Source organism: Microbacterium sp. 67-17 (genome assembly GCF_001898325.1).
In the GTDB taxonomy this organism is placed as follows: domain Bacteria; phylum Actinomycetota; class Actinomycetes; order Actinomycetales; family Microbacteriaceae; genus Microbacterium; species Microbacterium schleiferi.
Map to the genome: position 1 here is coordinate 132,778 of NZ_MKTR01000024.1, position 26,585 is coordinate 159,362.

General features: G+C 67.5%; 23 protein-coding genes and 1 pseudogene. 15 read left to right on the forward strand and 9 right to left on the reverse strand.

What is annotated here, in order from left to right:
- Position 1: 1 nt before the first annotated feature.
- From ptsP to BGO47_RS10425, 4 genes are all read left to right on the forward strand, one after another.
- The gene (ptsP, locus tag BGO47_RS10410; protein ID WP_292711677.1) at positions 2-1,672 is read left to right on the forward strand and encodes a phosphoenolpyruvate--protein phosphotransferase; all 1,671 of its coding nucleotides are present in this window, start codon (positions 2-4) and stop codon (positions 1,670-1,672) included.
- A gap of 14 nt (positions 1,673-1,686) precedes the next feature.
- Entirely contained in the window at positions 1,687-3,219 is a 1,533-nt protein-coding gene (locus BGO47_RS10415; RefSeq protein WP_292711680.1) for a PTS mannitol transporter subunit IICB, read from the forward strand.
- A gap of 105 nt (positions 3,220-3,324) precedes the next feature.
- Entirely contained in the window at positions 3,325-3,762 is a 438-nt protein-coding gene (locus BGO47_RS10420; RefSeq protein ID WP_292711682.1) for a PTS sugar transporter subunit IIA, read from the forward strand.
- A gap of 13 nt (positions 3,763-3,775) precedes the next feature.
- Positions 3,776-4,924, forward strand: coding sequence for a mannitol-1-phosphate 5-dehydrogenase (locus BGO47_RS10425; protein WP_292711683.1), 1,149 nt, complete (start codon positions 3,776-3,778; stop codon positions 4,922-4,924).
- 97 nt (positions 4,925-5,021) lie between these two features.
- On the opposite strand, the gene BGO47_RS10430 is transcribed toward BGO47_RS10425, so the two are convergent.
- Both BGO47_RS10430 and BGO47_RS10435 read right to left on the reverse strand, forming a co-directional pair.
- The gene (locus tag BGO47_RS10430) at positions 5,022-6,686 is read right to left on the reverse strand and encodes a phospho-sugar mutase (RefSeq protein WP_292711685.1); all 1,665 of its coding nucleotides are present in this window, start codon (positions 6,684-6,686) and stop codon (positions 5,022-5,024) included.
- Positions 6,686-7,519 (reverse strand): purine-nucleoside phosphorylase, encoded by an 834-nt coding sequence (locus BGO47_RS10435; protein WP_292711687.1) that lies wholly within the window; start codon positions 7,517-7,519, stop codon positions 6,686-6,688. Before BGO47_RS10435 ends, BGO47_RS10430 begins: the two co-directional genes overlap by 1 nt.
- Positions 7,520-7,581: 62 nt before the next feature.
- Here BGO47_RS10435 and BGO47_RS10440 point away from each other — a divergent pair, with 62 nt between their 5' ends.
- The gene (locus BGO47_RS10440; RefSeq protein WP_292711689.1) at positions 7,582-9,030 is read left to right on the forward strand and encodes an NAD(P)H-quinone dehydrogenase; all 1,449 of its coding nucleotides are present in this window, start codon (positions 7,582-7,584) and stop codon (positions 9,028-9,030) included.
- 167 nt (positions 9,031-9,197) lie between these two features.
- Here BGO47_RS10440 and BGO47_RS10445 read toward each other — a convergent pair whose 3' ends face one another.
- Both BGO47_RS10445 and BGO47_RS10450 read right to left on the reverse strand, forming a co-directional pair.
- On the reverse strand, positions 9,198-10,964 hold the full coding sequence (locus BGO47_RS10445; RefSeq protein ID WP_292711691.1) for a biotin carboxylase N-terminal domain-containing protein: 1,767 nt from the start codon (positions 10,962-10,964) through the stop codon (positions 9,198-9,200).
- 78 nt (positions 10,965-11,042) lie between these two features.
- Entirely contained in the window at positions 11,043-11,711 is a 669-nt protein-coding gene (locus BGO47_RS10450) for a Maf family protein (protein ID WP_292711692.1), read from the reverse strand.
- 35 nt (positions 11,712-11,746) lie between these two features.
- Here BGO47_RS10450 and BGO47_RS10455 point away from each other — a divergent pair, with 35 nt between their 5' ends.
- Genes BGO47_RS10455 through BGO47_RS10470 form a run of 4 tightly spaced genes read left to right on the forward strand, consistent with a single transcriptional unit; the run spans position 11,747 to position 16,052 of the window.
- Positions 11,747-13,039, forward strand: coding sequence for a TRAM domain-containing protein (locus BGO47_RS10455; protein WP_292711694.1), 1,293 nt, complete (start codon positions 11,747-11,749; stop codon positions 13,037-13,039).
- Positions 13,040-13,048: 9 nt separating this feature from the next.
- On the forward strand, positions 13,049-13,723 hold the full coding sequence (locus BGO47_RS10460) for a response regulator transcription factor (RefSeq protein ID WP_292711696.1): 675 nt from the start codon (positions 13,049-13,051) through the stop codon (positions 13,721-13,723).
- The gene (locus tag BGO47_RS10465) at positions 13,720-14,979 is read left to right on the forward strand and encodes an ATP-binding protein (protein WP_292711698.1); all 1,260 of its coding nucleotides are present in this window, start codon (positions 13,720-13,722) and stop codon (positions 14,977-14,979) included. Before BGO47_RS10460 ends, BGO47_RS10465 begins: the two co-directional genes overlap by 4 nt.
- A complete protein-coding gene (locus BGO47_RS10470) occupies positions 14,976-16,052 on the forward strand; it encodes a hypothetical protein (protein ID WP_292711700.1) in 1,077 nt (358 codons plus the stop codon). The genes BGO47_RS10465 and BGO47_RS10470 overlap by 4 nt, the downstream gene beginning before the upstream one ends.
- 243 nt (positions 16,053-16,295) lie before the next feature.
- Here BGO47_RS10470 and BGO47_RS10475 read toward each other — a convergent pair whose 3' ends face one another.
- Complete coding sequence (locus BGO47_RS10475) at positions 16,296-16,535, reverse strand: acyl-CoA carboxylase epsilon subunit (protein ID WP_292711702.1); 240 nt, start codon at positions 16,533-16,535, stop codon at positions 16,296-16,298.
- A 6-nt stretch (positions 16,536-16,541) separates the two neighbouring features.
- Complete coding sequence (locus BGO47_RS10480; RefSeq protein WP_292711703.1) at positions 16,542-18,131, reverse strand: acyl-CoA carboxylase subunit beta; 1,590 nt, start codon at positions 18,129-18,131, stop codon at positions 16,542-16,544.
- A 229-nt stretch (positions 18,132-18,360) separates the two neighbouring features.
- Here BGO47_RS10480 and BGO47_RS10485 point away from each other — a divergent pair, with 229 nt between their 5' ends.
- Genes BGO47_RS10485 through BGO47_RS10495 form a run of 3 tightly spaced genes read left to right on the forward strand, consistent with a single transcriptional unit; the run spans position 18,361 to position 20,961 of the window.
- Complete coding sequence (locus tag BGO47_RS10485) at positions 18,361-19,152, forward strand: biotin--[acetyl-CoA-carboxylase] ligase (protein WP_292711704.1); 792 nt, start codon at positions 18,361-18,363, stop codon at positions 19,150-19,152.
- 18 nt (positions 19,153-19,170) lie between these two features.
- Positions 19,171-19,746 carry a PH domain-containing protein gene (locus BGO47_RS10490; protein WP_292711706.1) on the forward strand — a complete coding sequence of 192 codons (576 nt, stop codon included), beginning with the start codon at positions 19,171-19,173 and terminating at the stop codon, positions 19,744-19,746.
- A 54-nt stretch (positions 19,747-19,800) separates the two neighbouring features.
- Entirely contained in the window at positions 19,801-20,961 is a 1,161-nt protein-coding gene (locus BGO47_RS10495) for a 5-(carboxyamino)imidazole ribonucleotide synthase (protein WP_292711708.1), read from the forward strand.
- 25 nt (positions 20,962-20,986) lie between these two features.
- Here the strand turns inward: BGO47_RS10495 and BGO47_RS10500 are convergent, their stop codons facing one another.
- Positions 20,987-21,838, reverse strand: coding sequence for a nitroreductase family protein (locus BGO47_RS10500; protein WP_292711709.1), 852 nt, complete (start codon positions 21,836-21,838; stop codon positions 20,987-20,989).
- A gap of 110 nt (positions 21,839-21,948) precedes the next feature.
- On the opposite strand from BGO47_RS10500, the gene purE reads away from it, so the two are divergent.
- Genes purE through BGO47_RS10515 form a run of 3 tightly spaced genes read left to right on the forward strand, consistent with a single transcriptional unit; the run spans position 21,949 to position 25,009 of the window.
- Positions 21,949-22,416 carry a 5-(carboxyamino)imidazole ribonucleotide mutase gene (purE, locus tag BGO47_RS10505; protein ID WP_292712144.1) on the forward strand — a complete coding sequence of 156 codons (468 nt, stop codon included), beginning with the start codon at positions 21,949-21,951 and terminating at the stop codon, positions 22,414-22,416.
- Entirely contained in the window at positions 22,413-23,882 is a 1,470-nt protein-coding gene (locus tag BGO47_RS10510) for an LCP family protein (RefSeq protein ID WP_292711711.1), read from the forward strand. The genes purE and BGO47_RS10510 overlap by 4 nt, the downstream gene beginning before the upstream one ends.
- Positions 23,883-23,923: 41 nt before the next feature.
- The gene (locus BGO47_RS10515) at positions 23,924-25,009 is read left to right on the forward strand and encodes a glycosyltransferase (RefSeq protein WP_292711713.1); all 1,086 of its coding nucleotides are present in this window, start codon (positions 23,924-23,926) and stop codon (positions 25,007-25,009) included.
- Positions 25,010-25,027: 18 nt separating this feature from the next.
- Here BGO47_RS10515 and rfbC read toward each other — a convergent pair.
- A pseudogene (rfbC, locus tag BGO47_RS10520) lies at positions 25,028-25,579 on the reverse strand (dTDP-4-dehydrorhamnose 3,5-epimerase); the annotation flags it as partial.
- Positions 25,576-26,574, reverse strand: a complete 999-nt coding sequence (gene rfbB / locus BGO47_RS10525) for a dTDP-glucose 4,6-dehydratase (protein WP_292711715.1) — start codon at positions 26,572-26,574, stop codon at positions 25,576-25,578. The gene rfbB and the pseudogene rfbC, both read right to left, overlap by 4 nt.
- Positions 26,575-26,585 lie beyond the last annotated feature (11 nt).

A 26,585-nucleotide genomic window follows, 5' to 3' on the forward strand; every position in this document is an offset into this window, starting at 1 on the left:
CATGGCGCAGTTGCGAGGAGTCGGCATCGGTCTGGGCGTTGCCCAGGGCCCCGTCGCACGGATGGCGGCGCCCCTGCCGGCACCCGATGACACCCCGAGTGCCATCGGGGTCGACGAGGAGCGGGTCCGGGTTCAGGAGGCGCTCGCGGCAGTTGCGCGGGAGCTGGAGAAGCGCGGCGAGCAGGCCGGGGGAGCGGCTCAGGAGGTGCTCGAAGCGCAGGCGATGATGGCCGAAGACCCGACGCTCACCGACGAAGTCGATTCGTCGCTCGCGCAGGGAAAGACCGCTGAGCGTGCCGTGCACGAGGCTTTTGCGTCCTTCCGAGCTCAGCTCGAGGCTGTCGGCGGCTACCTCGGGGAGCGTGCCGCTGACCTCGACGACGTCGCCCAGCGTGTGATCGCTCGGTTGCAGGGGGTCGCCGCCCCCGGAGTTCCCGAGCCGGGGCATCCGTTCGTTCTCGTCGCCAAAGACCTCGCCCCCGCCGACACCGCGTTGCTCGACCTCGACCAGGTGCTCGCGCTTGTGACGACTGAGGGAGGCCCGACCTCGCACACCGCGATTCTCGCGCGCGAAAAGGGAATCGTCGCGGTCGTGGGCGTTGCGGGCGCCGCCGACCTGGCCGACGACGAAACCGTGATCGTGGATGCCGCCGCTGGCACCGTCACGACCGAGCCGTCCCAGGAGGAGCTCACCCGGGCCGAGAACAGAGCGAACGCGCGCGCAGCCGCTGCGGGTGCGCCCCTCACCGACGGAGCTCTTGCCGACGGCACGCCGGTGCCGCTGCTGGCAAACCTCGGAAACCCGGCCGGGGCCGCAGAAGCCGTGGCCCTCGGGGCCGAGGGTGTCGGCCTGTTCCGCACGGAGTTCCTGTTCCTCTCCGCCAGCTCGGCGCCCACGGTCGAGCAGCAGCGCGTCTCGTATTCCGAGCTTCTCGCGGCGTTCGCCGGCAAGAAGGTCGTGGTTCGCGTGCTGGATGCCGGCGCCGACAAGCCCCTGCCGTTCCTCAACGACGCACACGAAGAGAACCCGGCACTGGGCCTGCGCGGCCTGCGGGCGCTGCGCGCCAGCGAAGACATCCTGCGCGAGCAGCTCACCGCGCTCGCCGAAGCCGACCAACTGACCAAGAAGGTCGGTTCCGGTGCTGACCTCTGGGTCATGGCTCCCATGGTGTCCACGGTGGATGAGGCCGATTACTTCACCGCGCTCGCGCGGGAGTACGGCATCCGTACCGCCGGGGTCATGATCGAGGTGCCGTCCTCGGCACTCCTGGCCGAGCACATCTTCGCGCACGCGGACTTCGCCTCTATCGGCACAAACGACCTGACCCAGTACACCCTCGCCGCCGACCGCCTGCTCGGTTCGGTCGCGGGATACCAGGACCCGTGGCATCCGGCGGTCCTGCGCCTCATCCGCGAGGTCGGTGCAGCCGGCGCGCGAACGGGCAAGCCCGTCGGAATCTGCGGAGAGGCCGCAGCCGATCCGCTGCTGGCCGTTGTGCTCGTCGGGCTCGGCGCCACCTCGCTCTCGATGGCACCCACCGCTCTCGCCGACGTACGCGCGACCCTGCTCACCCACTCCCTCGACGATGCCAAGCGGGTCGCCGAGGCCGCCCTGGCCGCAACGGATGCGGCAACCGCGCGGGAAGCGGCACAGACCGCTTCCGCATCATAGAAAGAGAGAATGCAATGACAACGACGTCGCCTGGAGTGGCGAAGCAGGGAGGAGCGCGGGTCGCGGTTCAGCGATTCGGCACCTTCCTCTCCGGCATGATCATGCCGAACATCCCCGCGCTCATTGCGTGGGGCATCTTCACAGCGTTCTTCATCGGTGTCGGCTGGACGCCGAACGAGGATCTCGCGACCATCGTGGGTCCGTTCATCCACTATCTCCTGCCGATCCTGATCGCCTACACGGGCGGGACCATGGTCTACGGTGTCCGTGGTGGCGTCGTGGGGTCGATCGCGACGATGGGTGCGATCGCGGGTTCAGACCTGTTGATCGCCAACTTCAACGCGGCGCTCCCCGAGGGCGCTGATCAGCTCGGTCAGATCCACATGTTCATCGGCGCGATGATCCTGGGGCCCCTCGGGGCCTGGACCATGAAGCTGCTCGACAGCCTGTGGGAAGGCAAGATCCGCGCCGGCTTCGAGATGCTCGTCAACATGTTCTCGGCGGGAATCTGGGGCTTCGTCATGGCGGTCGTCGGGTTCTATCCGATCGCGTGGCTGGTCAATGGCATCATGCAGGTTCTTGGCAACGCGGTGAACTGGCTCGTCGACATGAACCTGTTGCCGCTGACGAGCATCATCATCGAGCCAGCCAAGGTGTTCTTCCTCAACAACGCCATCAACCATGGTGTCCTGACGCCGCTGGGCCTCTCGGAAGCGGCCGAGAGCGGGTCATCGATTCTGTTCCTGCTCGAGGCCAACCCCGGCCCCGGTGTCGGGCTGCTGCTCGCGTTCACTTTCTTCGGTCTCGGCGCGGCTCGCGCGTCGGCCCCTGGTGCGGCGATCATCCAGTTCTTCGGCGGTATCCACGAGGTGTACTTCCCGTACGCGCTCATGAAGCCTGCCCTGATCCTCGGTCTGATCGCCGGTGGCATGACCGGTGTCACGACCAACATGCTGCTCGGTGGCGCTCTGCGCGCACCGGCTGCGCCGGGAAGCATCATCGCCGTGATGCTTCAGACTGCTCCCGGGGCATACTTCGCCGTCATCCTGTCGGTCGTGCTCTCCGCAGCTGTGACCTTCCTGGTCTCGGCGCTCATCTTGCGAGCCTCGCGCAAGCGTGACCTGCAGGCTATGGCAGACACGGACGACGCGTTCGGCGCGGCGATCACGCAGAGTGAGAACGCGAAAGGCAAGGAGTCGGCCTACCTCCAGGGCCTTCGCTCGGAGAGCGCGGGAACGACCACACAGAAAGAGATCAAGAACATCGTGTTCGCGTGCGACGCGGGTATGGGGTCGTCTGCCATGGGCGCGAGCGTGCTGCGCAACAAGATCACGAAGGCGGGGATCACCGGGGTTACGGTCACCAACAAGGCGATCGCGAACCTGGACGACTCGGCTGATCTGGTGATCACGCAGAACCAGCTCACCGACCGGGCTCGGCAGAAGACTCCGGGTGCCGTTCATGTGTCCGTCGACAACTTCATGAACTCGCCGAGGTACGACGAGGTCGTGGAGCTGGTGCGCGACCAGCACCAGGATGGTGCATAAGCGATGAGTCGGTGCGGGGCGGCGCACGCCGCCCCGCACCCTCATCCTTCGTCTCGTCACCCGGATGCGACGAGACGGCGAATTTCCGGGGAGGAAGGTTTCATCATGACCAGTGAGGTTCTCACAAGCGACCGCGTGCGGATTCACGCGGGTTCGGCCACGCGCGACGAGGCGATCCGGGAGGCGGCAGATCTGCTCGTCGCTGCCGGCGCAGTGACGTCGGCCTACTACGACGCGATGCTGGCCCGAGAGCAGACGGTCTCGACCTACATGGGTAATGAGCTCGCGATACCGCACGGCACGAATGACGCGAAGGATGCCATCCTCGCGTCGGCGCTCTCGGTGGTCCGCTACGACGGCGGCGTGGACTGGGATGGCGAATCGGTGACATTCGTCGTCGGCATCGCCGGCGTTGGCGATGAGCACCTCGAGATCCTCTCGCAGATCGCGATCCTGTTCTCGGACGAGGATGACGTCGCGAGACTGAAGGCTGCCGCGACAAGCGAGGACCTGTTCGCCATCGTCTCCGCTGCCGGCGTCTGAGGAAGGGACAGTCATGAAGGCCGTCCACTTCGGCGCGGGCAATATCGGACGCGGTTTCGTGGGGCTGCTGCTTCACGAAGGCGGTTACGATCTTGTCTTCTCGGATGTCGCAGCGCCCCTCGTCGATGCGATCAACGCGGCATCCTCGTATACGGTCCACGAGGTCGGCGAGGGCGGCGTCGACAAGACGGTGACGGGGTTCCGCGCGATCAACTCTGCGACCGACCCCGAGGCTCTCGTGGCCGAGATCGCAGCCGCAGATGTGGTCACGACCGCGGTGGGCCCCACGGTCCTTCGCTTCGTGGCACCGCACATCGCAGCGGGGCTCGCCGCCCGGGAGGCCTCGCGGGCGGCGTTGCAGGTGATGGCGTGCGAGAACGCCATCAACGCGACCGACCTGCTGCGAGACGAGGTCGCTGCGGCCGCAGGGGAGAGCTGGACTGACCTCCAGAACCGCGCCGTCTTCGCGAACACCGCCGTCGACCGAATCGTGCCGGCACAGCCTCAGGACGCGGGTGTGGATGTCACCGTCGAGCCCTTCTTCGAATGGGCCATCGAACGCCCGCCCTTCGGCGACAATCCGCCGCAGATCCCGGGAGCCCACTTCGTCGAAGACCTCGCGCCCTACATCGAGCGCAAGCTCTTCACCGTCAACACCGGGCACGCGGCAGCCGCGTACCTGGGAGCTCGCGCCGGGCACGTGACGATCGCGCAGACCCTCGCCGATCCGGCGATCGCAGGACAGGTCATCGCCGCGCTCGAAGAGACCTCGACGCTGCTGACGGCCAAGCACGAGCTTCCCGTCGACGAGCTCGCCGACTATCGGGCGACGATTCTGCGTCGATTCCAGAACCCGGCGCTGCCCGACACGGTGGGCCGGGTCGGGCGCCAGCCGCTGCGCAAGCTGTCACGGCACGAGCGGTTCATCGGTCCCGCAGCCGAGGCCGCGGAGCGCGGCATGTCGGTGTCGGGCCTCTTGGCCGCGGTTGGTGCCGCGCTCGCGTTCGACGACCCCGAGGACCCGCAGTCCCAGGAGCTCCAGCAGCTGCTTCGAGACACGGATGCCGCGGCCGCTGTCACCCGGATCACCGGGCTCGGGCCGGAGCATCCGCTGTTCGTCGACGTTCTCGAGGCCGTTCACGCGCGCCAGCGCCAGCTGTGACCCGCAGCTAACTCCTCAGTTCCGCCGGCATCCCGAGCGTTCGCAGTGTCGGCAGCGGTATCCGGACCTGGATGTGAGGAGTTAGCCACGGTATGCGTCAGCCGACGGCGGCGAGCAGATCCCGGGCGCCGTCGGCGAGTGCTGCGAGTCGCTCGGATGCCGCATCCGCCGTCTCGGCCCGCACATCCAGATACACCTTGAGCTTGGGCTCGGTGCCGCTCGGACGGATGATGATGCGAGACCCGTCCTCCAGCCACAGGCGCAGCACGTCGCCGGGCGGAAGGCCGTCGACTCCGTGCAGGAGGTCGTCGATCCGGTCCACCGAGATTCCGCCGACCGTCGCCGGGGGAGTTGCGCGCAGCGCCGACATCATCCTGCCGATAAGCGACACGTCGCTTACCCGCAGCGAGATCTGGTCACTGGCGAATGCTCCGAATGTCGCGTCGAATTCGGCCAACAAGTCGGCCACGGTGCGACCGGATGCCCGAGCCTCGGCGATCATCCCGAGCATCGCGACGGCAGCCGAGATCCCGTCCTTGTCGCGCACGGTCTCGGGATTGACGAGGTAGCCGAGAGCCTCCTCGAACCCGTAGATCATCCCCGGGGCGCGGGAAATCCACTTGAAACCAGTGAGGGTGGCGGCAAACCCCAGCCCGTAGTGCTCGGCGACGGCAGCCAGCCCTGGCGAGGACACCAGCGAGCACGCGAGGGTCGCGCCGGATGCCGCGTCTGCCGTCCGTGCCGCACGCCATCCGAGCAGCAGCCCGATCTGGTTTCCGGTCAGGCGACGCCACCCCTCCGGCGCAGCCGGATCGGGGATCGCGACAGCCAGGCGGTCGGCATCGGGGTCATTGGCGAGGATGAACTCCGCCCCGACCTCCCGAGCCGTCTCGAAGGCGAGGTCCATCGCCCCGGGCTCCTCGGGGTTCGGGAACGATACGGTCGGGAACCGCCCGTCGGGCTCGATCTGGGCGGCTACCGGCGTCGGTGCCGGATATCCGGCAGCGACGAGGATGCGGGCGAGAGTCTCCCACCCGACGCCGTGCATGGCTGTGTAGACCCACCGCATACCCTCGGCGCCGGGACCCGCGGGAGCAACCGCCGCCGTTGCCTGGACGTAGGCTTCGGTGACAGACTCCGGCGCGATCTCGTACCCCGAGCTGCGCGGCAGATCACGGATGTCGCCGGCAGCCACCGCATCGATCTGAGCCGCGATCTCGGCATCCGCTGGCGACACGATCTGCGACCCGGCATCAGTGCCGCCGAGATACACCTTGTAGCCGTTGTCATCGGGGGGGTTGTGGGAAGCCGTGACCATGACGCCGGCTGCAGCATCCAGGTGGCGCACGGCGAACGCGAGCACGGGAGTCGGAAGCAGCCGTGGCAGTAGCACGGCATCGAAGCCCGCCCCCGCGAAGACCTCCGCGGAGTCGCGAGCGAAGACATCGGAGTTTCGGCGGCCGTCGTATCCGATCACCACGCGTGGAGCGGCGTCAGTTCCTGCTCGCTCGCGCAGATACGCGGCAAGCCCTGCCGCTGCCTGTGTCACGAGGACGCGGTTCATCCGGTTCGAGCCGGCACCCAGCGCGCCCCGCAGGCCAGCGGTCCCGAACGCGAGGCGGGTGCCGAAGCGGTCCTCGAGTTCGGCGAGCGCGACAGCGTCACCGGCATCCGCGGCTTCCAGCAGCGCGCCGAGTTCTTCCCGCGTGACCGGATCGGGATCTTGCTCGAGCCAGGTCCGGGCGGTGTCGATCACCCCCATCACAGCTCGCCGATGACGCGCGCCAGCAGCCCCGAAATCACCGGCTCAGCCTCCTTGCCGGCCTCGATCACTTCCTGGTGGCTGAGCGGGGTCGTCTGGATGCCGGCAGCCATGTTGGTGATGAGTGAGAATCCGAGGATCTCCATCCCTGCTTGGCGAGCCGCGATGGCCTCGAGAGCGGTGGACATCCCGACAATGTGTCCGCCGATGGTCTTTGCCATCCTGACCTCTGCCGGAGTTTCGTATTGGGGGCCGCGGAACTGGCAGTAAACGCCCTCGTCGAGGGTTGGATCCACCATCCGGGCAACGTCACGCAGTCGCAGCGAGTAGAGGTCGGTGAGGTCGATGAACGTCGCGCCCTCGAGGGGCGATGCGCCGGTGAGGTTGATGTGGTCGCTGATGAGCACGGGCTGACCCGGTTTCCATGACGGTTTGATGCCGCCAGCACCGTTGGTGAGCACCATCGTTTTCGCGCCGGTCGCCGCAGCCGTGCGCACGCTGTGTACGACACGGCGCGTCCCGTGACCCTCGTAATAGTGAGTCCGTGCACCGATGACGAGCACATGCTTTCCCTTGGGGGTACGGATGCTGCGCAGCGACCCCACGTGCCCTTCCAATGCCGGCTTACTGAAGCCCGTGACATCCGTCGCCGCAATCGTCGCGACGGTCTCGCCGATGAGGTCGGCTGCCTTACCCCAGCCGCTGCCCAGGGTCAGCGCGATGTCATGGTGCTCGACGCCGGTGAGACGAGCAATATCGGATGCAGCGGTTCGCGCGACCTCGAACGGGTCGGCGTGAGGATCATCGAGCGGGTTGCTCAGCGTGTCTGACATGCTCCTACTCTAAGAACCCGCGACTGGCGGGAACAACGGGGGCTTCCTGAAACAATGGACACATGTCTTTGAGCTTCGAGCGCACCCAATCCGTCGCGATCATCGGCGGGGGCCCCGGCGGATACGAGGCGGCGCTTGCGGCAGCGCAGCTAGGGGCGGATGTCACGCTCGTCGAGCGGGCCGGCGTTGGGGGATCGGCGGTCATCACCGACGTCGTGCCGTCCAAGACACTCATCGCGACGGCTGACGCTGCTGTCGCTATCGCGGGCGCCGGGGAACTCGGCGTTCAGCTGTTCGCCAAAGGTGGCGACGGGCGCCCTCTGAAGCCGGAAATCGCGATCAATCTCGCGCAGGTCAATAAGCGGCTGCTCGCCCTGGCGCGCCAGCAGTCCGAAGACATGCGTGCGTCCCTGCTGCAGGCGGGGGTCACGATCCTCGAGGGGCACGGTCGCGTTGAGGATGACAACGCTGTGGTCGTCTCGACGGGCCCCGGCGGCACCGACTTCGACCGCATCGAAGCCGACACCCTTGTGATCTCGGTGGGCGCCTCGCCGCGGGAGCTTCCCAGCGCCAAGCCCGACGGGGAACGCATCCTGACCTGGACGCAGCTCTACGACATGAAGACGCTGCCTGAGCATCTCATCGTCGTCGGCTCGGGTGTGACCGGCGCGGAGTTTGCCTCGGCGTACATGAACTTGGGGTCCAAGGTCACCCTCATCTCCAGCCGCGACCAGGTCCTGCCGGGCGAAGACAAGGATGCCGCTGCTGTCATCGAGAGTGTCTTTTTGCGCGGGGGGATGACGCTTCTTCCCAAGTCCCGAGCCAAGTCGGTGGTGCGCGAAGGTGACGGTGTTGTCGTGACCCTCTCGGACGGCACGCGCGTCGAGGGAAGCCACTGCCTGATGGCGGTTGGCTCGATTCCGAACACCGCGGGCATCGGCCTCGAACAGGCGGGTGTGCAACTGACCCAGAGCGGCCACATCCGCGTCAACCGAGTGGCACGAACCTCCGTCCCGAACATCTACGCAGCCGGCGACTGCACGAACTTCTTCCCGCTGGCCTCGGTCGCGGCGATGCAGGGGCGTACCGCCGTCTTCCATGCGTTCGGTGATGTCGTCATCCCGCTCGAGAAGCGCCGCATCACCGCCAACATCTTCACGGCGCCCGAGATTGCAACCGTCGGGTGGGGTGAGGAAGACATCGCCGCAGGCCTCATCGGCGGTGTCGTCCACAAGCTGCCCCTGTCGTCGAACCCGCGGGCCAAAATGATGGGGATCTCCGACGGCTTCGTGAAGCTCATCGCGCGCGAGGGCAGCGGTACGGTCGTGGGCGGCGTCATCGTCGGGCCCCGTGCCTCCGAGCTCATCTACCCGATCGCGATCGCCGTCGAGCGGCGCCTCACGGTCGACCAGGTCTCCCGGGTATTCGCGGTCTATCCGTCGCTCGCGGGCACGATCACGGATGCCGCGCGCGCAATGCACATCGTCGACCGCGACGAGCCCGAAGAATAAGCCTGCGTCTGGGTTCGGTCGCGCCGTCGTGCGGGTGTTCGAACGCTGACCCCGCAGATCGGCGCGACTGAGATTCGGCACTCTTCCGGTTCGGTCGCGCCGTCGTGCGGATGATTGCGCGCGCACCTCGCAGGTAGGCGCGACTGAACGGGACGCGGAGTCCGGGCTCAGGAGATGGTGAGCAGGGGATGCCCCGCCGACACCGTCGCACCGGGCGTGGCATTGATCGCGCCGATGACGCCATCCTTGTGCGCCTGAATCGGCTGTTCCATCTTCATCGCCTCGAGCACGAGCACCAGGTCGCCCTTGACGACCTGCTGGCCGTCCTCGACGGCGATCTTCACGACCGTCGCCTGCATCGGCGCCATCACCGCATCGCCCGAGGCGCCTGACACGGCGTTGCCTGCGTGCGAGCGGCGCGAGGGCGGCACAACAGCCGGGCGCCCGCGGCCGGCGGGTGCTGTCACGACGCGGTCGGGCAGGCTCACCTCGAGGCGCTTTCCGGCGACCTCGACGACCACGGTGTGTCGCGGCTCCTCCGCGCGCGGCGCGCCAATCTCGCCATCCCATGCCGGGATGTCGTTGTCGAATGCGGTCTCGATCCAGCTCGTGTAGACCCCGAACTGACCGTCCTCGGCAGTGAAGGCAGCGTCTCGCACAACCTTGCGGTGGAAGGGCAGCACTGTCGGCATCCCGGCCACCTCGAACTCGTCGAGTGCCCGCCGAGCGCGATCCAGCGCCTCGGCGCGATCGCGACCGGTCACGATGATTTTCGCGAGCAGCGAGTCGAACGCACCGCTGACGGAGTCGCCCGCTGTCACGCCCGAGTCGAGGCGGATGCCGGGACCACCGAAGGTCTTGAAGACGTGGATGTCGCCGGGCTGGGGCAGGAAGTTCCGACCAGGGTCTTCGCCGTTGATGCGGAACTCGATGGAGTGGCCGACAGTTTCGGGGTCGTCGTAGCCGAGCGCTTCGCCCTCGGCGAGGCGGAACTGTTCGCGGACGAGGTCGATCCCGGTGACCTCCTCAGAGACGGGGTGCTCGACCTGGAGCCGCGTGTTCACCTCCAGGAACGAGATCGTGCCGTCGGCCCCGATGAGGAACTCACACGTGCCGGCGCCGAGGTAGCCGACCTCGCGCAGGATCGCTTTGGAGGACTCGACGAGGATGCGGTGCTGCTCGTCGCTCAGGAACGGTGCCGGCGCCTCTTCCACCAGCTTCTGGTGGCGCCGCTGCAGCGAGCAGTCACGGGTGGAGATGACGACAACAGTGCCCTCGGCATCCGCGAGGCACTGGGTTTCGACGTGACGGGGTCGGTCGAGGTACTTCTCCACGAAGCACTCGCCGCGCCCGAAGGCGGTAATCGCCTCCCGCGTCGCTGATTCGAAGAGCTCGGCAACCTCGTCGCGGGAGCGGGCGACCTTCAGGCCGCGGCCGCCGCCACCGTACGCTGCCTTGATCGCGATCGGCAACCCGTGGGTATCGACGAACGCGAGTACCTCGTCGGCCCCCGAGACGGGCCCGGGGGTGCCGGGGGCAAGCGGCGCGCCGACCTTCTCGGCGACATGGCGGGCGGTGACCTTGTCGCCGAGTGCCTCGATGGCCTCGGGAGAGGGGCCGATCCAGGTCAGGCCGGCGGCGATCACGGCACGTGCGAAATCGGCGTTCTCGGCCAGAAAGCCGTAGCCGGGGTGGACCGCGTCGGCGCCCGAACGCCGGGCGATAGAGAGGATCTTGTCGATCGAGAGGTACGTCTCGGCGCTCGTTGCGCCCTCCAGCGCATACGCCTCGTCCGCGAGGCGGACGTGCAGTGCGTCGCGATCCTGGTCGGCGTACACCGCCACCGAGCCCTTGCCGGCGTCTCGTGCTGCTCGGATTATGCGGACGGCGATCTCGCCGCGGTTCGCTACGAGGACCTTGGCGATGTGAGGCATGGATGTCAGCCTACCGAGGCCCTCGGGTGCGAAATTGGATTGATCCGACAAGAAACCCCGATGAACGTGCAGCGAGGTCTACGGATGCTGCGCTGTATCTTCCGAGCGATTCCACAGCTCCGTCCATGCAACGCCGAGCTCTCGAGCCAGTTTTCGCAGTGTCGACAGCGACATCCCGACCACCGTTGAGGGGTCGCCCTCGACGCGGGAAATGAACGGGCCACCGAGACTGTCGACCGTGAACGCGCCGGCAACAGCAAGGGGTTCGCCGGTGGCGACGTAGGCTTCGACCTCGGCGTCGGTCATGTCATCGACGAACGTCACCGACGCGCGAGCCACAGCGTGCGCTTCGATCGGAGTGTGACCCGGGACGACGCGATACACACTGTGCCCGGAGTGCAGGATGCCGGTGCGCCCCCGCATCGCGTGCCACCGCTCGGTAGCCACTGACGGCTCGTGCGGCTTTCCGAGTACCCGGCCGTCGAGTTCGAACATCGAGTCGCCGCCGATCACGAGTCCGTCGAATTCCGCGTGCTCGAGCGCAAGCCGCGCAACGACATCCAGGGCCTTGCGTCGTGCGAGCAGCAGCACATGCTCGTCGGGCGGCAGCGTTCGTCCTTCGGCTGTCTCGACGGCGTGGATGACCGCGTCTTCATCGACCTCCGGAGCCATGGTGAGCGGTTCGATACCGGCCTGGCGCAGCAGTGCGCGCCGGGCGGGGGAGGTGGATGCCAGCAGGACGCGCATCGTTCCACGGTAGCGGGCCGTGAGATCCTCGAAGCATGACCGGCGAAGTGGGACAGATCGTCGACCTCGAGATCACGGATGCCGCCCACGGCGGCGTGTTCGTCGGCAGGCTCGATGGTCGCGTGGTGTTCACGGCAGACGCGATCCCGGGTGAACGGGTGCGCGCCCGGCTCACTGACGCTTCGAAGGCGTCATTCTGGCGCGCGGACACCGTCGAGGTGACCGACCCATCGCCCCATCGTCAGCGCCACATTTGGCCTGAAGCCGATGTCGATCGCGATCCCGCGGATCGGCCCGGGGGCGCCGAGTTCGGTCACATCGAGCTCAGTCACCAGCGTGACCTCAAGCGGCACATCCTGGCTACCGCCCTGCAACGCACCGGCCACGTGGCGGTGCCCGTCGAGTTCGAGGGCCCCCGCGCAGCATCCGTCGGCAATCACGTCGTTGCCGAGCAGCCTGATGGCACGCGGTGGCGAACCCGGGTCTCGTTGCACGTGGACGATGACGGGCGCATGGGTGCGTATGCCGCGCGCAGCCATCGCGTCATTCCCACTGAGAGCATGCCCCTGGCCACGGCCGCGATCGAGCGGGCAGCCGCCGCGCTCGGGCGTCCTGCACCCGGCCGCGTCGACCTGGTCCAGCCCGCCGACGGCCACGTTCGCGTGCTCCCTCGCCCCGACGGCGCCGAGCGTCGCGGTGGCTCGACCCGACGACACAGCGAGGTCGTGGTCGAACACGTCGGTGCCCGGCGCTTCCGCGTCGATGCGGGCGGGTTTTGGCAGGTTCACCGGCTGGCGGCATCCACCCTCACAACCGTCGTGGCCGAAGAACTCGCGGACGGTGTCGACCCAGACGGGTGGCACCTCGATCTCTACGGCGGCGTCGGCCTCTTCGGGGCGCTTCTGGGCGACCTGGCCGGCCCCGCGGCGCGCATCACCTCGGTCGAGGGCAACGAGCGGGCCACAGAGCACGCCGGCGAGAACCTCGCCGAGTGGGTCGGAGCGCGCGCAGAGACCGCGCGGGTAGACCGCTGGACACGGGCACTTCGCCAGAAGATCAGCGACCGGGACCGGCAACGGCTCGCGCGCGGCACCGTCGTGCTCGACCCGCCCCGCACCGGCGCGGGTGCTGCCGTGGTCGACGATCTGGCAGCTCTGGGGCCGGCATCCATCGTCTATGTCGCGTGCGACCCGGTCGCCCTCGCCCGCGATCTCTCCCGCTTCGCCGACCATGGATACCGCGCCGACCGGGTGCGCGGCATCGACCTGTTTCCGCATTCGCATCACATGGAGGCTGTCGCACTGCTGCGACGCGATGCCGCTCGGTAGAGTGACCCCATGACGCGGGTGGCTCTGATCGATGACCATGAGTCCGTCCGCTTGGGGGTAGAGGCGGCGTGTGTGACAGACGGGGGTCCCGAGGTGGTGTTCTCGGGAAGCACTGTCACCGAGTACGTCCGCTGGAGGCGTGCCACGAGCGCTCCGCCGGTCGATGTGGTTGTGCTCGATCTCACCCTGGGCGACGGGACGACAGTACGAGAGAATGTCGGGCGACTTGTCGCCGACGGGTCCAGCATCCTGGTGCACTCGGTGGCCGATCGGCCCTCGGCCGTGCGAGAAGCCCTCCTGGCCGGCGCGATCGGCGTCGTGAGCAAGGCCTCGCCGATCGACGACGTGATTTCGGCGATCCACGCCGTGGCCAACGGCGATCCGCTGAACAACGTCGAATGGGCAAGCGCCATTGAGGGTGACCGTGAGTTCGCCGACGCACAGCTGTCGGCGCGAGAACGCGACGTGCTGCGTCTGTATGCCGCCGGTTTGCCTCTGAAAGCTGTTGCGGAGCGCCTGGGCATCGCGTATTCGACGGCGAAAGAGAACATCAGCCGCGTGCGCGTCAAGTACGTCGAGGTCGGGAGATCGGCTTCAACGAAGTTCGACCTCATCCGCCGCGCACTGGAAGATGGCCTCGTCTCGGCTGACGGGTTCGCTGCCGGAGCATCGGACAAGCGATGAGCGCCGACACCCACCCCCGCGAGCGAGCGCTGGCCGCCGCGTGGGCGCAGATCCCCCTTGCCCACGATCCGACGGCGGGCCTCGGCTCGTTCACCCGGCGGCGGATCGAGCGGATGATCAGCATCGTCTTGGCGGTCGGATCGCTTGCCCTCGGTGCGCAAGCCTTCGTCGCGGCGCTGGGCTCGGTGCAGGAGCCCGAAGCTTGGCATGTGGCCTTCATGGTCGCGAACTTCGGATCGCTGGCGGCCCTGCTCGTCACCTATGTCGTGGGTCGGAGCATCGCACCCGCCGCCATCACCTTCTGCGCCGTCTTCGTCGCGACGCTCGTCGCCTGGCCCTTCGTGGTGGCGGGGCAGGACATCCCGCCGTCCGATCCACCGTGGACATGGTTCCTCGTCAGCGTGGTCACCGCCTCCTCCATCATGTTCCTGCCGTTGGTGTGGCAGATGGCGTGGACGATCTTCGTGCCCGTGCTGTTCGGGATCACCCGCTTGGCCCAGGCAGGATTCGCCGTCGACTTCTGGTGGCCGACGCTGCTGGATGTGTCCTTCGCCATCATCCTGGGTGGGGTTTTTGTGACCCTGGGGTGGATGTTCCGGTCGATCGCCGACAACGTCGACGAGTCCCGTCGCACGGCGGTGGAGACGTACACCGCTGCGGCGGTCACCGAAGCGGCTGAGAGCGAGCGCGTCGCTGTCGCCGCTCTCATGCACGACAGCGTCCTCGCAGCTCTCATCGCCTCTGAGCGTGCGCAAACCCCCCGGGAGCAGGGTCTCGCCGTGGCGATGGCGCAGGAGGCATTGACCCGACTCGCGAACGCAGAAACCGATGCGGGTCTGGGCAGCGATTCGCCACGACCTTTCGGGACGCTCGTTGAAGAAGTGGAACGTGGTGCGCGCGGGCTCGGTGTCGATCTTGTCGTGGAACGCGCGTACGGCCGTGACGCGCCCGAGATCCCCGGTCGGGTCGCGAACGCGCTGATCCTCGCGGCTATGCAGGCGATTGCCAATTCGATCGAGCACGCCGGCGGTATCGGCTTGATGGTCTGCGCGCGTCAGGAGCCTGACACCCAGCGACTGCACCTCGAGGTGCAAGACCTCGGCGACGGGTTCGATCTCGACACGGTCCCGGACGATCGACTCGGAATACGCGGATCGATCATTGCTCGAGTGGCAGCCGTCGGCGGCACCGTGCACATTACGTCCGACTCGAGCGGGACGCTCGTGCGCCTCACGTGGCAGGGGGCCCGAGCATGATCAGTGTCCGCCGCCTGCTGATCGGTTTGGCCTTCGCGTTCACGGCCTACCTTGCCGTGCGCGGGCTGTGGTGGACCGGTCCGTTCACCGAGCCACTGGTGCTCGTCGCTGCCGTCGCACTCTATGTCGTGACCACCGGCGTCGCGCTGCTGTGGGGCAACCGCGACCCCGAAGACGACGATGTGACGCCGGCCGCACCCGGATTGGCGCCGCGCGCATCATCCGACCGGATGCCGCTTGCAGCCGCGCTCATGGCGTTGGGAACGACGGTCATCGTCCCCAACGCGCTGTCGCTGGCTGTGCCGCGGGAGGCGATCGAAGAACCGTACGTCGTCTGGTATCTCGGTGGCATCGGCGCTCTGATGGTCATCGTCATGGTGAGGCGTCGCCCGATCTTCGCGTGGGTGGGCATCGGTCTCCTCGCCGCCGTCTCGTGGTACTGGCTCGGCATCCTCGATGCGCTCGAGAAGGGACTTGTCGGCTCGATCCTGTGGGTGGGGTTGGCGCAATTGCTGGTGATGCTGACAGATCGTGCGGCCAAAGACACGGCGAAGCTCGTTGAACTGCAGCGCGCGGCATCGGCGTGGCAGGCAGCCCACACCGTGCGTCAGCGGGAACGCCGCGTGCAGATTCAGCGAGCACTGTCGGTTGCAGGCCCGGTGCTTGCGCGCACGATCGCGCAGGGCGGCGCATTGACCCCCGATGAACGCGTCGAGGCGCGACTTGCCGAAGGGAGTCTGCGCGACGAATTGCGCGGAGCTCGCCTGCTCGACGATGCGGTGCGCTACGAACTTGAGTCAGCCCGCCGCCGTGGCGCGACGGTCACGGTCCTCGACGAGGGAGGCTTGGACGGCATCGACCCCGAGAGTCTGGCAAGCATCCGCGAACGTCTGGTCGCCGCGCTGCGCTCGGCACAATCGGACCGGCTCTACATCCGCACGTCCCCGCACGAGAGCGTGGCAGTAACGGTCGTGGGTCGCTCGGATGCGGGCCGGGGCCTGAGCGACGAAGACACCGTCGACCTGTGGACCGAGATCACTCGACTCCCCGGGGAGCACGACGCTCGGGAGTGAACGTCCTCCGAAAAGGATGGTGGGGGTGGACAGATGGTCCACCCCCACCGGTGCGGACGGTTACCCGAAAACCGGCCGCGTGGCCGAACCTGGGCCGCGTCACACGAGAGGTGACGGCGGTTCAGCCGAACGCTACTGCGTTCCAGCTGTTCCAGTCTTGCCGAGTCGCAACGATTCGTCTGTAGGTATTTTGGGGGACAAAATTGGACTGCCCGCAAACCAGGCCAATTCTGTCGGCGCGGGTCAACAGGGCGTGCGGTTCCAGCCCAGTTCGCGCCGGAGCGGCTCCCGCAGTGCCCGCTGCGAGAGTGCCCAGGCCGACCGCTGAGGCTCGTCGGCGACGGCCTCGGCGTGCTCGGTGACGTAGTGCTCAGCCACGACGGCGACGACTGCCGCGATCTCTTCGGCAGTCGCGTCGCCGCGCACGATGTTGATCGGCACGGCGGGCTCGCGCTCTTCGGGCCCTGATTCTCGGGTACTCATCGCGTCCTACAGCGGGATGTTTCCGTGCTTCTTCGGCGGGAGGCTTGCGCGCTTGCCGCGCAGGGACCGCAGCGCCTTGGCAATCGACACGCGCGTCTGGGCCGGTTCGATGATCCCGTCCAGCTCGCCGCGCTCGGCGGCGAGGAACGGGGATGCCACGTTGTAGGTGTACTCGTTGGCAAGCCGCGTTCGCACGGCAGCGACATCCTCGCCGGTCTCGCTGGCCCTCTTGAGCTCGCCCCGGTACAGGATGTTCACCGCACCCTGGCCTCCCATGACCGCGATCTCGGCGGTTGGCCAGGCGAGGTTGACGTCGGCGCCGAGTTGCTTGGATCCCATGACGATGTACGCGCCGCCGTAGGCCTTGCGCAGGATCACCGTCACGAGCGGCACTGTCGCCTCGGCGTACGCGTACAGCAGCTTGGCGCCACGGCGGATCACTCCCGTCCACTCCTGGTCGGTGCCTGGAAGGTATCCCGGAACATCGACGAGGGTCACGATCGGAATGGAGAACGCATCGCAGAAGCGAACGAATCGGCTGGCCTTCTCGCCGGCCTCGATGTTGAGGGTGCCCGCCATCTGAGAGGGCTGGTTCGCGATGATGCCGACCGTCCGTCCCTCGATCCGGCCGAAGCCGATCACGATGTTCGGGGCGAACAACGGCTGTACCTCGAGGAAATCCCCGTCGTCGACGATGTGGCCGATGACGTCGTGGATGTCGTAGGGCTGATTGGCCGAGTCCGGGATGATCGCGTTCAGAGTGCGGTCGGCATCCGTCGTCTCCCACTCGAACGGGCTCTCGTACTCGGGGATCTCCGCGAGGTTGTTGTCGGGGAGGAAACCCAGCATCGTGCGGACGTAGTCGATCGCGTCGTCCTCGTCTTCTGCAAGGTAGTGCGCGACCCCTGAGCGGGTGTTGTGGGTGTAGGCGCCGCCGAGTTCTTCCATCCCGACGTCCTCGCCGGTGACGGTCTTGATGACATCGGGGCCGGTGACGAACATCTGGCTGGTCTTGTCGACCATGATGACGAAGTCGGTGAGGGCGGGAGAGTAGACGGCGCCGCCGGCTGCCGGGCCCATGATGATCGAGATCTGCGGGATGACACCCGACGCCCGCGTGTTGAGGCGGAAGATCTCGCCGTATTTGCCGAGGGCGACCACTCCCTCCTGGATGCGGGCGCCGCCGGAGTCCAGGATGCCGATGATCGGCATCCCGCAACGCAGAGCCAGCTCCATGACCTTGATGATCTTCTCGCCGGCGACTTCGCCGAGCGACCCGCCGAACGTCGAGAAGTCCTGGGCGTAGACCGCTACCGTGCGGCCGTGGATCGTTCCGGTTCCGGTGACGACGGAGTCGCCGTAGGGCCGCGACTTGTCCATCCCAAAGGCTGTCGTGCGGTGGCGCACGTATTCGTCGAGCTCCGTGAAACTGCCGGGATCGACGAGCAGCTCGATGCGCTCACGGGCCGTGAGCTTGCCCTTAGCGTGCTGCTTCTCGCGGGCTGACTCCTCGGCGGAGACGACAGCCTCCTGGTAGCGCGCGCGCAGGTCGGCGATCTTGCCGGCCGTCGTGAACAGGTCGTTGTCGTCGGTCACGCCTCCACACTATCGGCGTGTCGCGGGAAGCCCTTGGAGACCAGCGACAACGCGCCGCGGCATCCGTTATGCCTTTCCCGATGCGGAGGCGGTGGTCATTGCCCTCCCGGAGGTAGGCGATATCCCCGGCGTAGGCCATTTGGTGGGGGAATCTGCCTACCTCCGCGATTTCTCCTACCGTCACGATTCGCGTCGGGGTGGCCGAGACCGGCGGCCCTACAGTGAACGGATGCAGGCAGTCGACTTTCCTCGGGCGGCGATCATTGCGGGCCGGCTGGATGTGGTCGCCCACACCGGGTCCACGAACGCCGATCTTCTGGTGGCGGTGGCGGGGGAGCCGGATGCCTACCCCCACCTGTCGGTGCTGATCACCGACGACCAGCGGGCAGGACGAGGGCGCCTGGATCGCACGTGGACTGCACCGGCCGGCGCTGCCCTGGCGATCTCGGTTCTTGTCCGCGTACCCGGCATCCGCACCGACCGGCGCGGGTGGGTGCCACTGATCGCCGGCGCGGCGATGACGCTCGCGATTCGGGGTCTGTTCGCGCCTCCAAACGAAGGAGACGGCTCACGCGTTGCGCTGAAGTGGCCGAACGACGTTCTCATCGACGGCGCAAAGGTCTGCGGCATCCTGTCGCAGATGGTGCCAGGGAAACCTGATGCCATCGTCGTCGGGGCGGGGGTCAATACGCGGATGACGCCCGGGCAGCTCCCCGTGTCCACGGCGACCTCGTTGGCGATCGCCCGAGCAGACCTCGACCTGGATCGCCTGCTCGCCGACTATCTGCACGGTCTCGACCGGATGCTGGCAGCTGCGGCATCCGCCGATGCATTCGCCCGTGTGCGTACCGAGGTGCGGGGCGTCTGCGCGACACTCGGGCGCCAGGTTCGCGTGATGCTGCCGGACGATCACGTGTTCGAGGGATCGGCCACGGCACTCGATGACGCAGGTCGGCTGGTCGTCACGGTGGGTGGTGAATCGGTGCCCGTCGCGGCGGGGGACGTCATCCATGTCCGCTGAGACCGCCACAATGGGGGTATGTCGCTGCAGCCGGGCACCGGGTCGTCGGGGTACTCCCTGTCGCCGAGTTCTGTCGGGCGACCGCTGGCGCCCGCGCCCGGCGTCTCGACGCCCGAACTGCTGATCGCGAAGATCCGCGGCCGACGGCCTGCGCTGATCCTGTCGGCGATCGTCCTGATCGGCGTCGCCGCAGCCGCCGGGTATTTCTACGACAACCTTCCGGCACCGTTCGAGAACTGGATGCTGCTGGCAGCAGCGGCTGTTGTCATCTTCGTGCTCGTGTTCCTGCCGTTCCTGGCGTGGCGTGCGCACGTCTACACGATCACGACGCGTCGTGTCATCGAGCGCAGCGGGTTGTTCGTAGCCCGGCGGCGCGAGCTCGCGCACGTTCGCGGGTACTCGGTGCAGATGCGCCGCGGGCCTCTGCAGCGCCTGGCCGGCAGCGGCACGCTCATCCTGTCCAACGGTGTCGACGCGCCGATGCGGATGACCCGGGTTCCCCAGGTGGCGCTCGTTCACGAAGTGCTCATCGACCAGGTCGAGGTCAATCAGATCCTCGCCCACCGAGACGGTCAGGCGCCGCCGGAGTCCTGAGGCGATCCGGGCCCGCGGGCCACCGACGCCGTGATCCGGCCGGTTCGCGACAGAATGGATCCGAACGGGAGGACTGCTATGACCTATCGCGTCGGTGTGATCGGCGGCGGACAGTTGGCGCGAATGATGATCGCGCCCGCTGTCGAACTCGGCGTCGAGATCCGGGTGCTCGCCGAGCAGGAGGGGATGGCGGCAGCTCTCGCGGCATCCGCTGTCGGCGACTACCGAGACGCCGACACCGTGCTCGCGTTCGCGCGCGAGGTCGATGTCGTCACGTTCGACCACGAACACGTGCCGCAGCGGGTGCTTCGTGCGCTCGTTGACGCGGGCGTTGCCGTACACCCCGGCCCCGACGCCCTGCGCTACGCGCAAGACAAGCTGCTGATGCGCACGCGACTGCAGGAGATGGGGATGCCGCAGCCCGACTGGGCTGCCGTCACCGGTCCCGATGAGCTCGCCGCCTTCCTCGATGCACACGGCGGTCGGGCCGTCGTGAAGACGCCTCGGGGTGGATACGACGGCAAAGGTGTGCGGGTCGTCTCGACGCCAGACGGCGCTGCCGACTGGTTCACGGCGCTCGCCGAGGATGCCGGGGGCGGCGCGCTACTGGTCGAGGAACTCGTCGAGTTCACCCGAGAGCTCGCGCAACAGGTCGCGCGCACACCATCGGGCGCGGTTCGCGCGTACCCCGTCGTCGAGACCGTGCAGCGCGACGGTGTGTGCGCCGAGGTGCTCGCGCCGGCGCCGAGCGCCAGCGCTCGCCTTGCTGCGACAGCTGCCGAGGTCGGCGAGCGGATCGCCGAGGGGCTCGGTGTCACCGGGATGCTCGCGGTGGAGCTGTTCGAAACCGTCGATGACCGCATCCTCGTGAACGAGCTTGCGATGCGCCCGCACAACAGCGGTCACTGGAGCCAGGACGGTGCCGTCACGAGCCAGTTCGAACAGCACCTGCGAGCCGTTCTCGACCTTCCGCTGGGGGATACGTCGCCTGTCGCGCCCTGGTCGGTGATGATCAACATCCTCGGCGGACCCAGCGAGGGAGGTCTATCGGAGCGGTTCGCGGCGGCGATGGCGCAGCATCCGTCCGCCCACATCCACACCTACGGCAAGCAGCCGCGCCCGGGGCGCAAGGTCGGGCACGTCAATGCTTTCGGTGCCGATCTCGATGATGTCGTCTACGACGCGCGTGCGGCAGCCGCGTTCTTCCAGGACTGACCCGGGGCCGGACCCTGCCGGATGCTCAGTTCGAGGGCAGTCCGCGTCCCGTGAGCCAGGCGCGCATCCGGTCGCGACCGTTGAGTCCTGCCGCATCCTTCACGCGACGGATGACGGCCCGGCTCCATCCCGTCGGGCGTCCCTGGCTCGCGTGGTATGCCGCGATCTCGGTGTCGTGGGCGGCGGTGTCGGCATCCGTGATCGGTCTATAGCGCTCGCGGGAGTGCACGACGTTCGGCCCGAGGCGCGGCTTGATCCCCGCGGTGTCGGTGGGATCGGGGTATCCGACCGCGAGGCCGAACGCGACCATCGCTCGGGCGGGTAACCCGATCAGCTCCGCGGCGCGCTCGGGGTTGTTGCGAACCGACCCGAGGTAGCAGGTGCCGAGCCCGAGCGACTCGGCGGCGACGACCGCGTTCTGGGCTGCGAGGGCGGCGTCGACGAACGCGACCAGGGTCGATTCGAGGTAGTCAGCGGCTGTATCCGACTCGCCCTCGGCCGCCGCGATCGCCGAGGCCCGGGCCCAGTCTGCGACGAACAACAGGATGACGGGAGCGTCAGCAACGAAGGTGCTCGTGCCGACCTCGTCCACGAGGGCGCGCCGGGTGGCGGCATCCCGAACCTCGACGACGCTCCACAACTGCAGGTTCGAGGAGCTGGCCGCCGACTGGGCGGCAGCGACCATCGCGGTGATCGCCTCGTCGCTGACCGGCGCGTCGGTGAAGCTGCGCACGGTGTGGTGACGCAGCAGCCCAGCCAGCGTTGCCGAGCCGCGCAGGGCCGGCTCGGTCAGTGCCGGGGCTGCAGTGCCGTAGCGGGCGCGCAGCAGCGTATCGAGGTCCGGGGTGCCTGGGGGTGCGGCGATGGACTCGGTCACGGATTCTCCCTTCGGGGGTGCCGTTCCGGGCAATCCCCAGCCATGCACCCTAGCCTGGTCCGGTGACCGCTGCGCTCCACAGTTCTCCCGCCCCGCTCGTCGGTGTCGTCATGGGCTCGGACTCCGACTGGCGCGTCATGAGCGATGCGTCCCAGGCGCTCACGGACTTCGGCGTGCCCCACGAGGTCGAGGTGGTCTCGGCCCACCGCACGCCCGACAAGCTCATCGCCTACGGGCGCGAGGCGCGAGGCCGCGGCATCCGCGTCATCATCGCGGGTGCCGGCGGGGCCGCGCACTTGCCCGGCATGCTCGCCTCGGTCACCGCACTGCCGGTCATCGGTGTTCCGGTGCCGCTGGCCACCCTCGACGGACTCGACTCGCTCCTGAGCATCGTGCAGATGCCGGCCGGCATCCCGGTGGCAACGGTGTCGATCGGCGGGGCCCGGAATGCGGGGCTGTTGGCAGTACGGATGCTGGGAATCGCCGACCCCGCTCACGCCGATGCCATCGAAACGTACGCGCGCGAACTCGAGGGCGTCGTCGAGGAGAAAAACCGGCGGCTCAAGGAGGCGCTGTGAGCGTCGCCAGCCCCCCTCGCATGACCGGAGCGCAGCAATCCGTGCGTCGGCCGGTGATCGAGAACCGCCCGCTTCGCTACCCCAACGCGGCATCGCGGCCGATGATGACGCGTCGAGCGTGGTGGTTGCTCATTCTGAACTTCCTGATCCCCGGATCGGCGCAGGTTCTCGCGGGAAACCGGCGTCTCGGCCGGTTCGGTCTCGGTGCGACCCTCTTCGGCTGGACGTTGATCGCGGTTTCGATCGTCACGCTGTTGCTCTGGCAGCAAGCCTTCGTCGCGATCGCGACGAACTGGTTCGTGCTGCTCGGCGTGCAGGCGCTGCTGTTCGCCTACCTGCTCCTGTGGATCGTCCTCACGATCGACACCCTGCGCCTCGTGCGTCTCGTGCGCACCGGGTCGATCACGCGATTCGCCGTCGCGCTCGTCGGTGTCGGGGCCCTCGTTCTCGCCGGTAGCGGCGTGGTCTGGGCATCCGACCGGCTCGGAGGCGTGCGTGATTCGTTCGGTGCGATCTTCGCCGAGTCTGGGCCCTCGGTGCCACCGTCGGACGGCTACTACAACATCCTGCTGCTCGGCGCCGACAGCGGTGAGGGCCGCGACTCAATGCGGTATGACAGCATCTCGGTAGCCTCGATCAACGCCGACACCGGCGCCGTCACGATCACCGGCATCCCGCGCGACATGGTCAACGTCCCGTTCGCGCCGGGCCCCATGCAAGACCTGTACCCGAACGGGCACAGCGGCCATTCCGACCCGGTCTGTGGGTGGGGGAGCGGCATCAACCAGCTCCGTACCGAGGTCGAGGTGTGCCGCGACGGCACCGCGTTGTATCCGGATGCTGTCGCGAACGGTTCAGAGCCCGGCATTGAGGCGACGAAGGATGCAGCCGAAGGCCTCCTGGGGATCGAGATTCCCTACTACGTGTTCATCGATATGCATGGGTTCGCGGCTCTCGTCGACGCCCTGGGCGGCGTGGACATCGAGGTTACGGAACGGCTCCCGAAGGGTGGCGGGCCATCCTACGACGGGCAACCCGCTGAGGAATGGGCCATCGGCTGGATCGAGCCCGGTACTCAGCACATGGACGGTGACACGGCTCAGTGGTATGCGCGCTCTCGCTACACCACCAGTGACTGGGACCGGATGCTGCGTCAGCGCCAACTGCAGGAGGCGATCCTCGCGCAGTTCACGCCGATGAACGTGCTCAATCGGTTCAACGAGGTGCTGTCCGCAGGCACGGCGATCGTGCAGACTGACATCCCTCAGTCGATGGTGCCCTACTTCGCCGAGCTTGCCCTCAAGTCGAAGGAGCAGCCGGTCACCACCATCGAGCTCACCCCGTCGGGAGTCGGCGGCATCGGCATCATCCCCGAGGAGCTTTCGGCTGATGATGTCGCTTTCATCCAGGACTACCTGCGGCAGGCGCTGCACCCACCGACACCCACGCCCACGCCTGCCGCGTGAGGCGTTGAGGTCCCCGGCTCTCTGAAGACAGGCTCGATTCTGTGACGACGACTTTGCGCGTGGTGCTCGACCAACTGGTCGCACCGACCGATCCCGACCTCGCAATGGCATCGCGGGAGTTGACCCGTGCCCTGATCGCCGCTGCGCCACGGGGCTGTGAGGTCTCAGCGGTTGTTCCGGCGGCCGGCGACGACGCGCTCGCCGAGGTGCGGGCACTAGAAGGACTTGCCGGGGTCGAGACCTCCCCGATCCCGCGCCGGGAACTGTCGACAGCGCTTTCCCTGGGCTTGCCCAGCGGCCTTGGCGGCGGCATGCTGCACTCGCCGACGCTGTTTGCGCCGCTTGTTCGCCACGACCGCGTCCACAACCACGAGCAGACTGTGGTCACCATCTGGGACCTCACCCCCTGGACCCACCCGGAGCGCGTATCGAAGGCATCCGTGGCGTGGCATCGCGCGATGCTCAAGCGCGCCGAGAAGCACGCGGATGCCGTCATCGTGCCGCTGCACGCCATGGCCGACGAACTCGCCGAGCGCACGAAACTCCGCGGGCGAATCCGGGTGATCGCCGGCGCTGCGCCGGACGGATTCGCCGAGCCGCGCGACGCCGTCGGCCGTCGGCGGACGCTGGGGGTACCTGAAGGCGCGGTTGTTGTCGATGCCGCGGGGGTTTCTGTCGGGGAGCTCGGAGACGTGCTCGCTGCCCTCGGTCGGGAGGTTACCGAGGTCCCCGTGGTGGTGCTCGGCCCGTCTGCGGACGGGGATGGGCTGCTCGACTCCGTTGTCGCGCTGTCGGTTCCGGACACAGCAGATCGAGCGGCGGTACTAGCATCGGCATCCGTGGTGCTCGCTCCCCGGATCACACCCGCCTACGGGTGGCGGACGCTCGAGGCGCTTGTGCTAGGAACGCCTATCGTGGCCGCGGCGTCCGCTGTAAGTCGGGAGTTGGTTGGCGACGGGGGAGCGGTTGTCGAAGATGGCGCTGAGAATCTCGCGGCATCCGTTGCCGCGCTTCTCTCTTCCCACGCCGATCACAGTCGGGCTGCGACCCTCGCGGCCGACCGCAGCCGCGGCTTTTCCTGGCGCGAATCCGGCGATCGTGTCTGGCAGCTGCACGCCGACCTTTAACGGGCGTCAGCCGGTGAAAGGCGTCACCTCGTGCAGGCGCGGGTGCGCGCGATCCTTGTCCGACAGCTCGGCGTCCGCGAGGTCGATCGGCCACGGGATTGCCACGGTCTCATCGGCGAGGTTCAGGAACGTGTACTCCGCATCCGCGCTCCAGTGATCGTTCACGAGATACGAGTAGGCGGTGTTCTCCTCGAGCGTCTGGAAGGCGTTTCCGACGCCGCGCGGGATGAAAATCGCGCGAGACGGGTCGATCACAGTCGTGAACACCATGCCGAAGCTCTCCCCGGCACGCAGGTCCACCCACGCGCCGAAGACCGCACCGGTGGCGACGGAGATGTACTTGTCCCACGGTTCGGCGTGGATGCCGCGGGTGGTCCCCACCGAGCGGTTGAAGGAGATGTTGTTCTGCACCGGGCCGAAATCGGGCAGTCCGAGGGCCGCCATCTTCTCCCGCTGCCAGTTCTCCTTGAACCAGCCGCGGTTATCGCCGTGGACGGGCAAATCCAGAAGGAGCACGCCGGGGATGGCGGTGGGCGTGCACGAGAGCGCCTTGCCGTACTCCATGGTCACTGTCCCGAGAGCTCGTACTTTGCCTCGGTGGCCGCCTTCTGCGGTCGCCACCAGCCCTCGTTCTCCTGGTACCAGCGGATCGTTGCGGCGATGCCGGACTCGAAGTCGCGGAACGATGGCTCCCAGCCCAACTCGGTGCGCAGCTTCGTCCAGTCGATCGCGTACCGCTTGTCGTGGCCCGGGCGATCGGTCACAAGGTCGTAGGCATCGGACGACTGACCCATCTGGGCGAGGATGATCTCCACCACCTGACGGTTGGTCTTCTCACCGTCGGCGCCGATCAGATAGGTGTCTCCGATGCGACCTCGGTCGAGGATCGTGAGTACGGCGGAGGAGTGGTCGTCGGCGTGGATCCAGTCGCGCACGTTGAGCCCGTCGCCGTACAGGCGGGGCCGCACACCGTCGATGACGTTCGTGATCTGACGGGGGATGAACTTCTCCACGTGCTGGCGAGGGCCGTAATTGTTTGAGCAGTTGCTGATGGTCGCCGCTACGCCGAACGAGCGCACCCAGGCTCGCACCAGCAGGTCGGAACCGGCCTTGGTTGAGGAGTACGGGCTCGACGGATTGTACGGAGTCGATTCGGTGAAACGCTCCGGGTCGTCGAACTCGAGGTCGCCGTATACCTCGTCGGTGGAGATGTGGTGATACCGCACACCGGTGCGACGGGCCGCCTCCAGTAGGGTGAAGGTTCCCACCAGATTGGTGTGCACGAACGGCGCCGGGCCGGACAGCGAATTGTCGTTGTGCGACTCCGCCGCGAAGTGGACCACGGCGTCGTGCTCGTCGAAGAGCTCGTTCACCAGGACCGCGTCGCAGATGTCCCCCTCCACGAAGCGGAACCGGTCGGCGGGCACGCTCTCCAGGGAGGCGCGGTTGCCCGCGTACGTCAGCTTGTCCAGAACCGTGACGGAGTCGTCGGTGTGGGACATCAGGTAGTGCACGAAGTCGGAGCCGATGAATCCGGCGCCTCCGGTCACGAGGAGTCTGCGCATCGTTCGAGGAT

What these genes read in the sequence shown, in the direction of transcription:
- ptsP (WP_292711677.1), top strand. Translation starts at nt 2, where the DNA reads ATGGCGCAGTTGCGAGGAGTCGGCATCGGTCTGGGCGTTGCCCAGGGC.
- BGO47_RS10420 (WP_292711682.1), top strand. Translation starts at nt 3,325, where the DNA reads ATGACCAGTGAGGTTCTCACAAGCGACCGCGTGCGGATTCACGCGGGT.
- BGO47_RS10485 (WP_292711704.1), top strand. Translation starts at nt 18,361, where the DNA reads ATGCAGGCAGTCGACTTTCCTCGGGCGGCGATCATTGCGGGCCGGCTG.
- BGO47_RS10440 (WP_292711689.1), top strand. Translation starts at nt 7,582, where the DNA reads ATGTCTTTGAGCTTCGAGCGCACCCAATCCGTCGCGATCATCGGCGGG.
- BGO47_RS10490 (WP_292711706.1), top strand. Translation starts at nt 19,171, where the DNA reads ATGTCGCTGCAGCCGGGCACCGGGTCGTCGGGGTACTCCCTGTCGCCG.
- BGO47_RS10465 (WP_292711698.1), top strand. Translation starts at nt 13,720, where the DNA reads ATGAGCGCCGACACCCACCCCCGCGAGCGAGCGCTGGCCGCCGCGTGG.
- BGO47_RS10425 (WP_292711683.1), top strand. Translation starts at nt 3,776, where the DNA reads ATGAAGGCCGTCCACTTCGGCGCGGGCAATATCGGACGCGGTTTCGTG.
- rfbB (WP_292711715.1), bottom strand. Translation starts at nt 26,574, where the DNA reads ATGCGCAGACTCCTCGTGACCGGAGGCGCCGGATTCATCGGCTCCGAC.
- purE (WP_292712144.1), top strand. Translation starts at nt 21,949, where the DNA reads ATGGGCTCGGACTCCGACTGGCGCGTCATGAGCGATGCGTCCCAGGCG.
- BGO47_RS10475 (WP_292711702.1), bottom strand. Translation starts at nt 16,535, where the DNA reads ATGAGTACCCGAGAATCAGGGCCCGAAGAGCGCGAGCCCGCCGTGCCG.
- BGO47_RS10415 (WP_292711680.1), top strand. Translation starts at nt 1,687, where the DNA reads ATGACAACGACGTCGCCTGGAGTGGCGAAGCAGGGAGGAGCGCGGGTC.
- BGO47_RS10445 (WP_292711691.1), bottom strand. Translation starts at nt 10,964, where the DNA reads ATGCCTCACATCGCCAAGGTCCTCGTAGCGAACCGCGGCGAGATCGCC.
- BGO47_RS10460 (WP_292711696.1), top strand. Translation starts at nt 13,049, where the DNA reads ATGACGCGGGTGGCTCTGATCGATGACCATGAGTCCGTCCGCTTGGGG.
- BGO47_RS10495 (WP_292711708.1), top strand. Translation starts at nt 19,801, where the DNA reads ATGGATCCGAACGGGAGGACTGCTATGACCTATCGCGTCGGTGTGATC.
- BGO47_RS10430 (WP_292711685.1), bottom strand. Translation starts at nt 6,686, where the DNA reads ATGGGGGTGATCGACACCGCCCGGACCTGGCTCGAGCAAGATCCCGAT.
- BGO47_RS10435 (WP_292711687.1), bottom strand. Translation starts at nt 7,519, where the DNA reads ATGTCAGACACGCTGAGCAACCCGCTCGATGATCCTCACGCCGACCCG.
- BGO47_RS10450 (WP_292711692.1), bottom strand. Translation starts at nt 11,711, where the DNA reads ATGCGCGTCCTGCTGGCATCCACCTCCCCCGCCCGGCGCGCACTGCTG.
- BGO47_RS10455 (WP_292711694.1), top strand. Translation starts at nt 11,747, where the DNA reads ATGACCGGCGAAGTGGGACAGATCGTCGACCTCGAGATCACGGATGCC.
- BGO47_RS10470 (WP_292711700.1), top strand. Translation starts at nt 14,976, where the DNA reads ATGATCAGTGTCCGCCGCCTGCTGATCGGTTTGGCCTTCGCGTTCACG.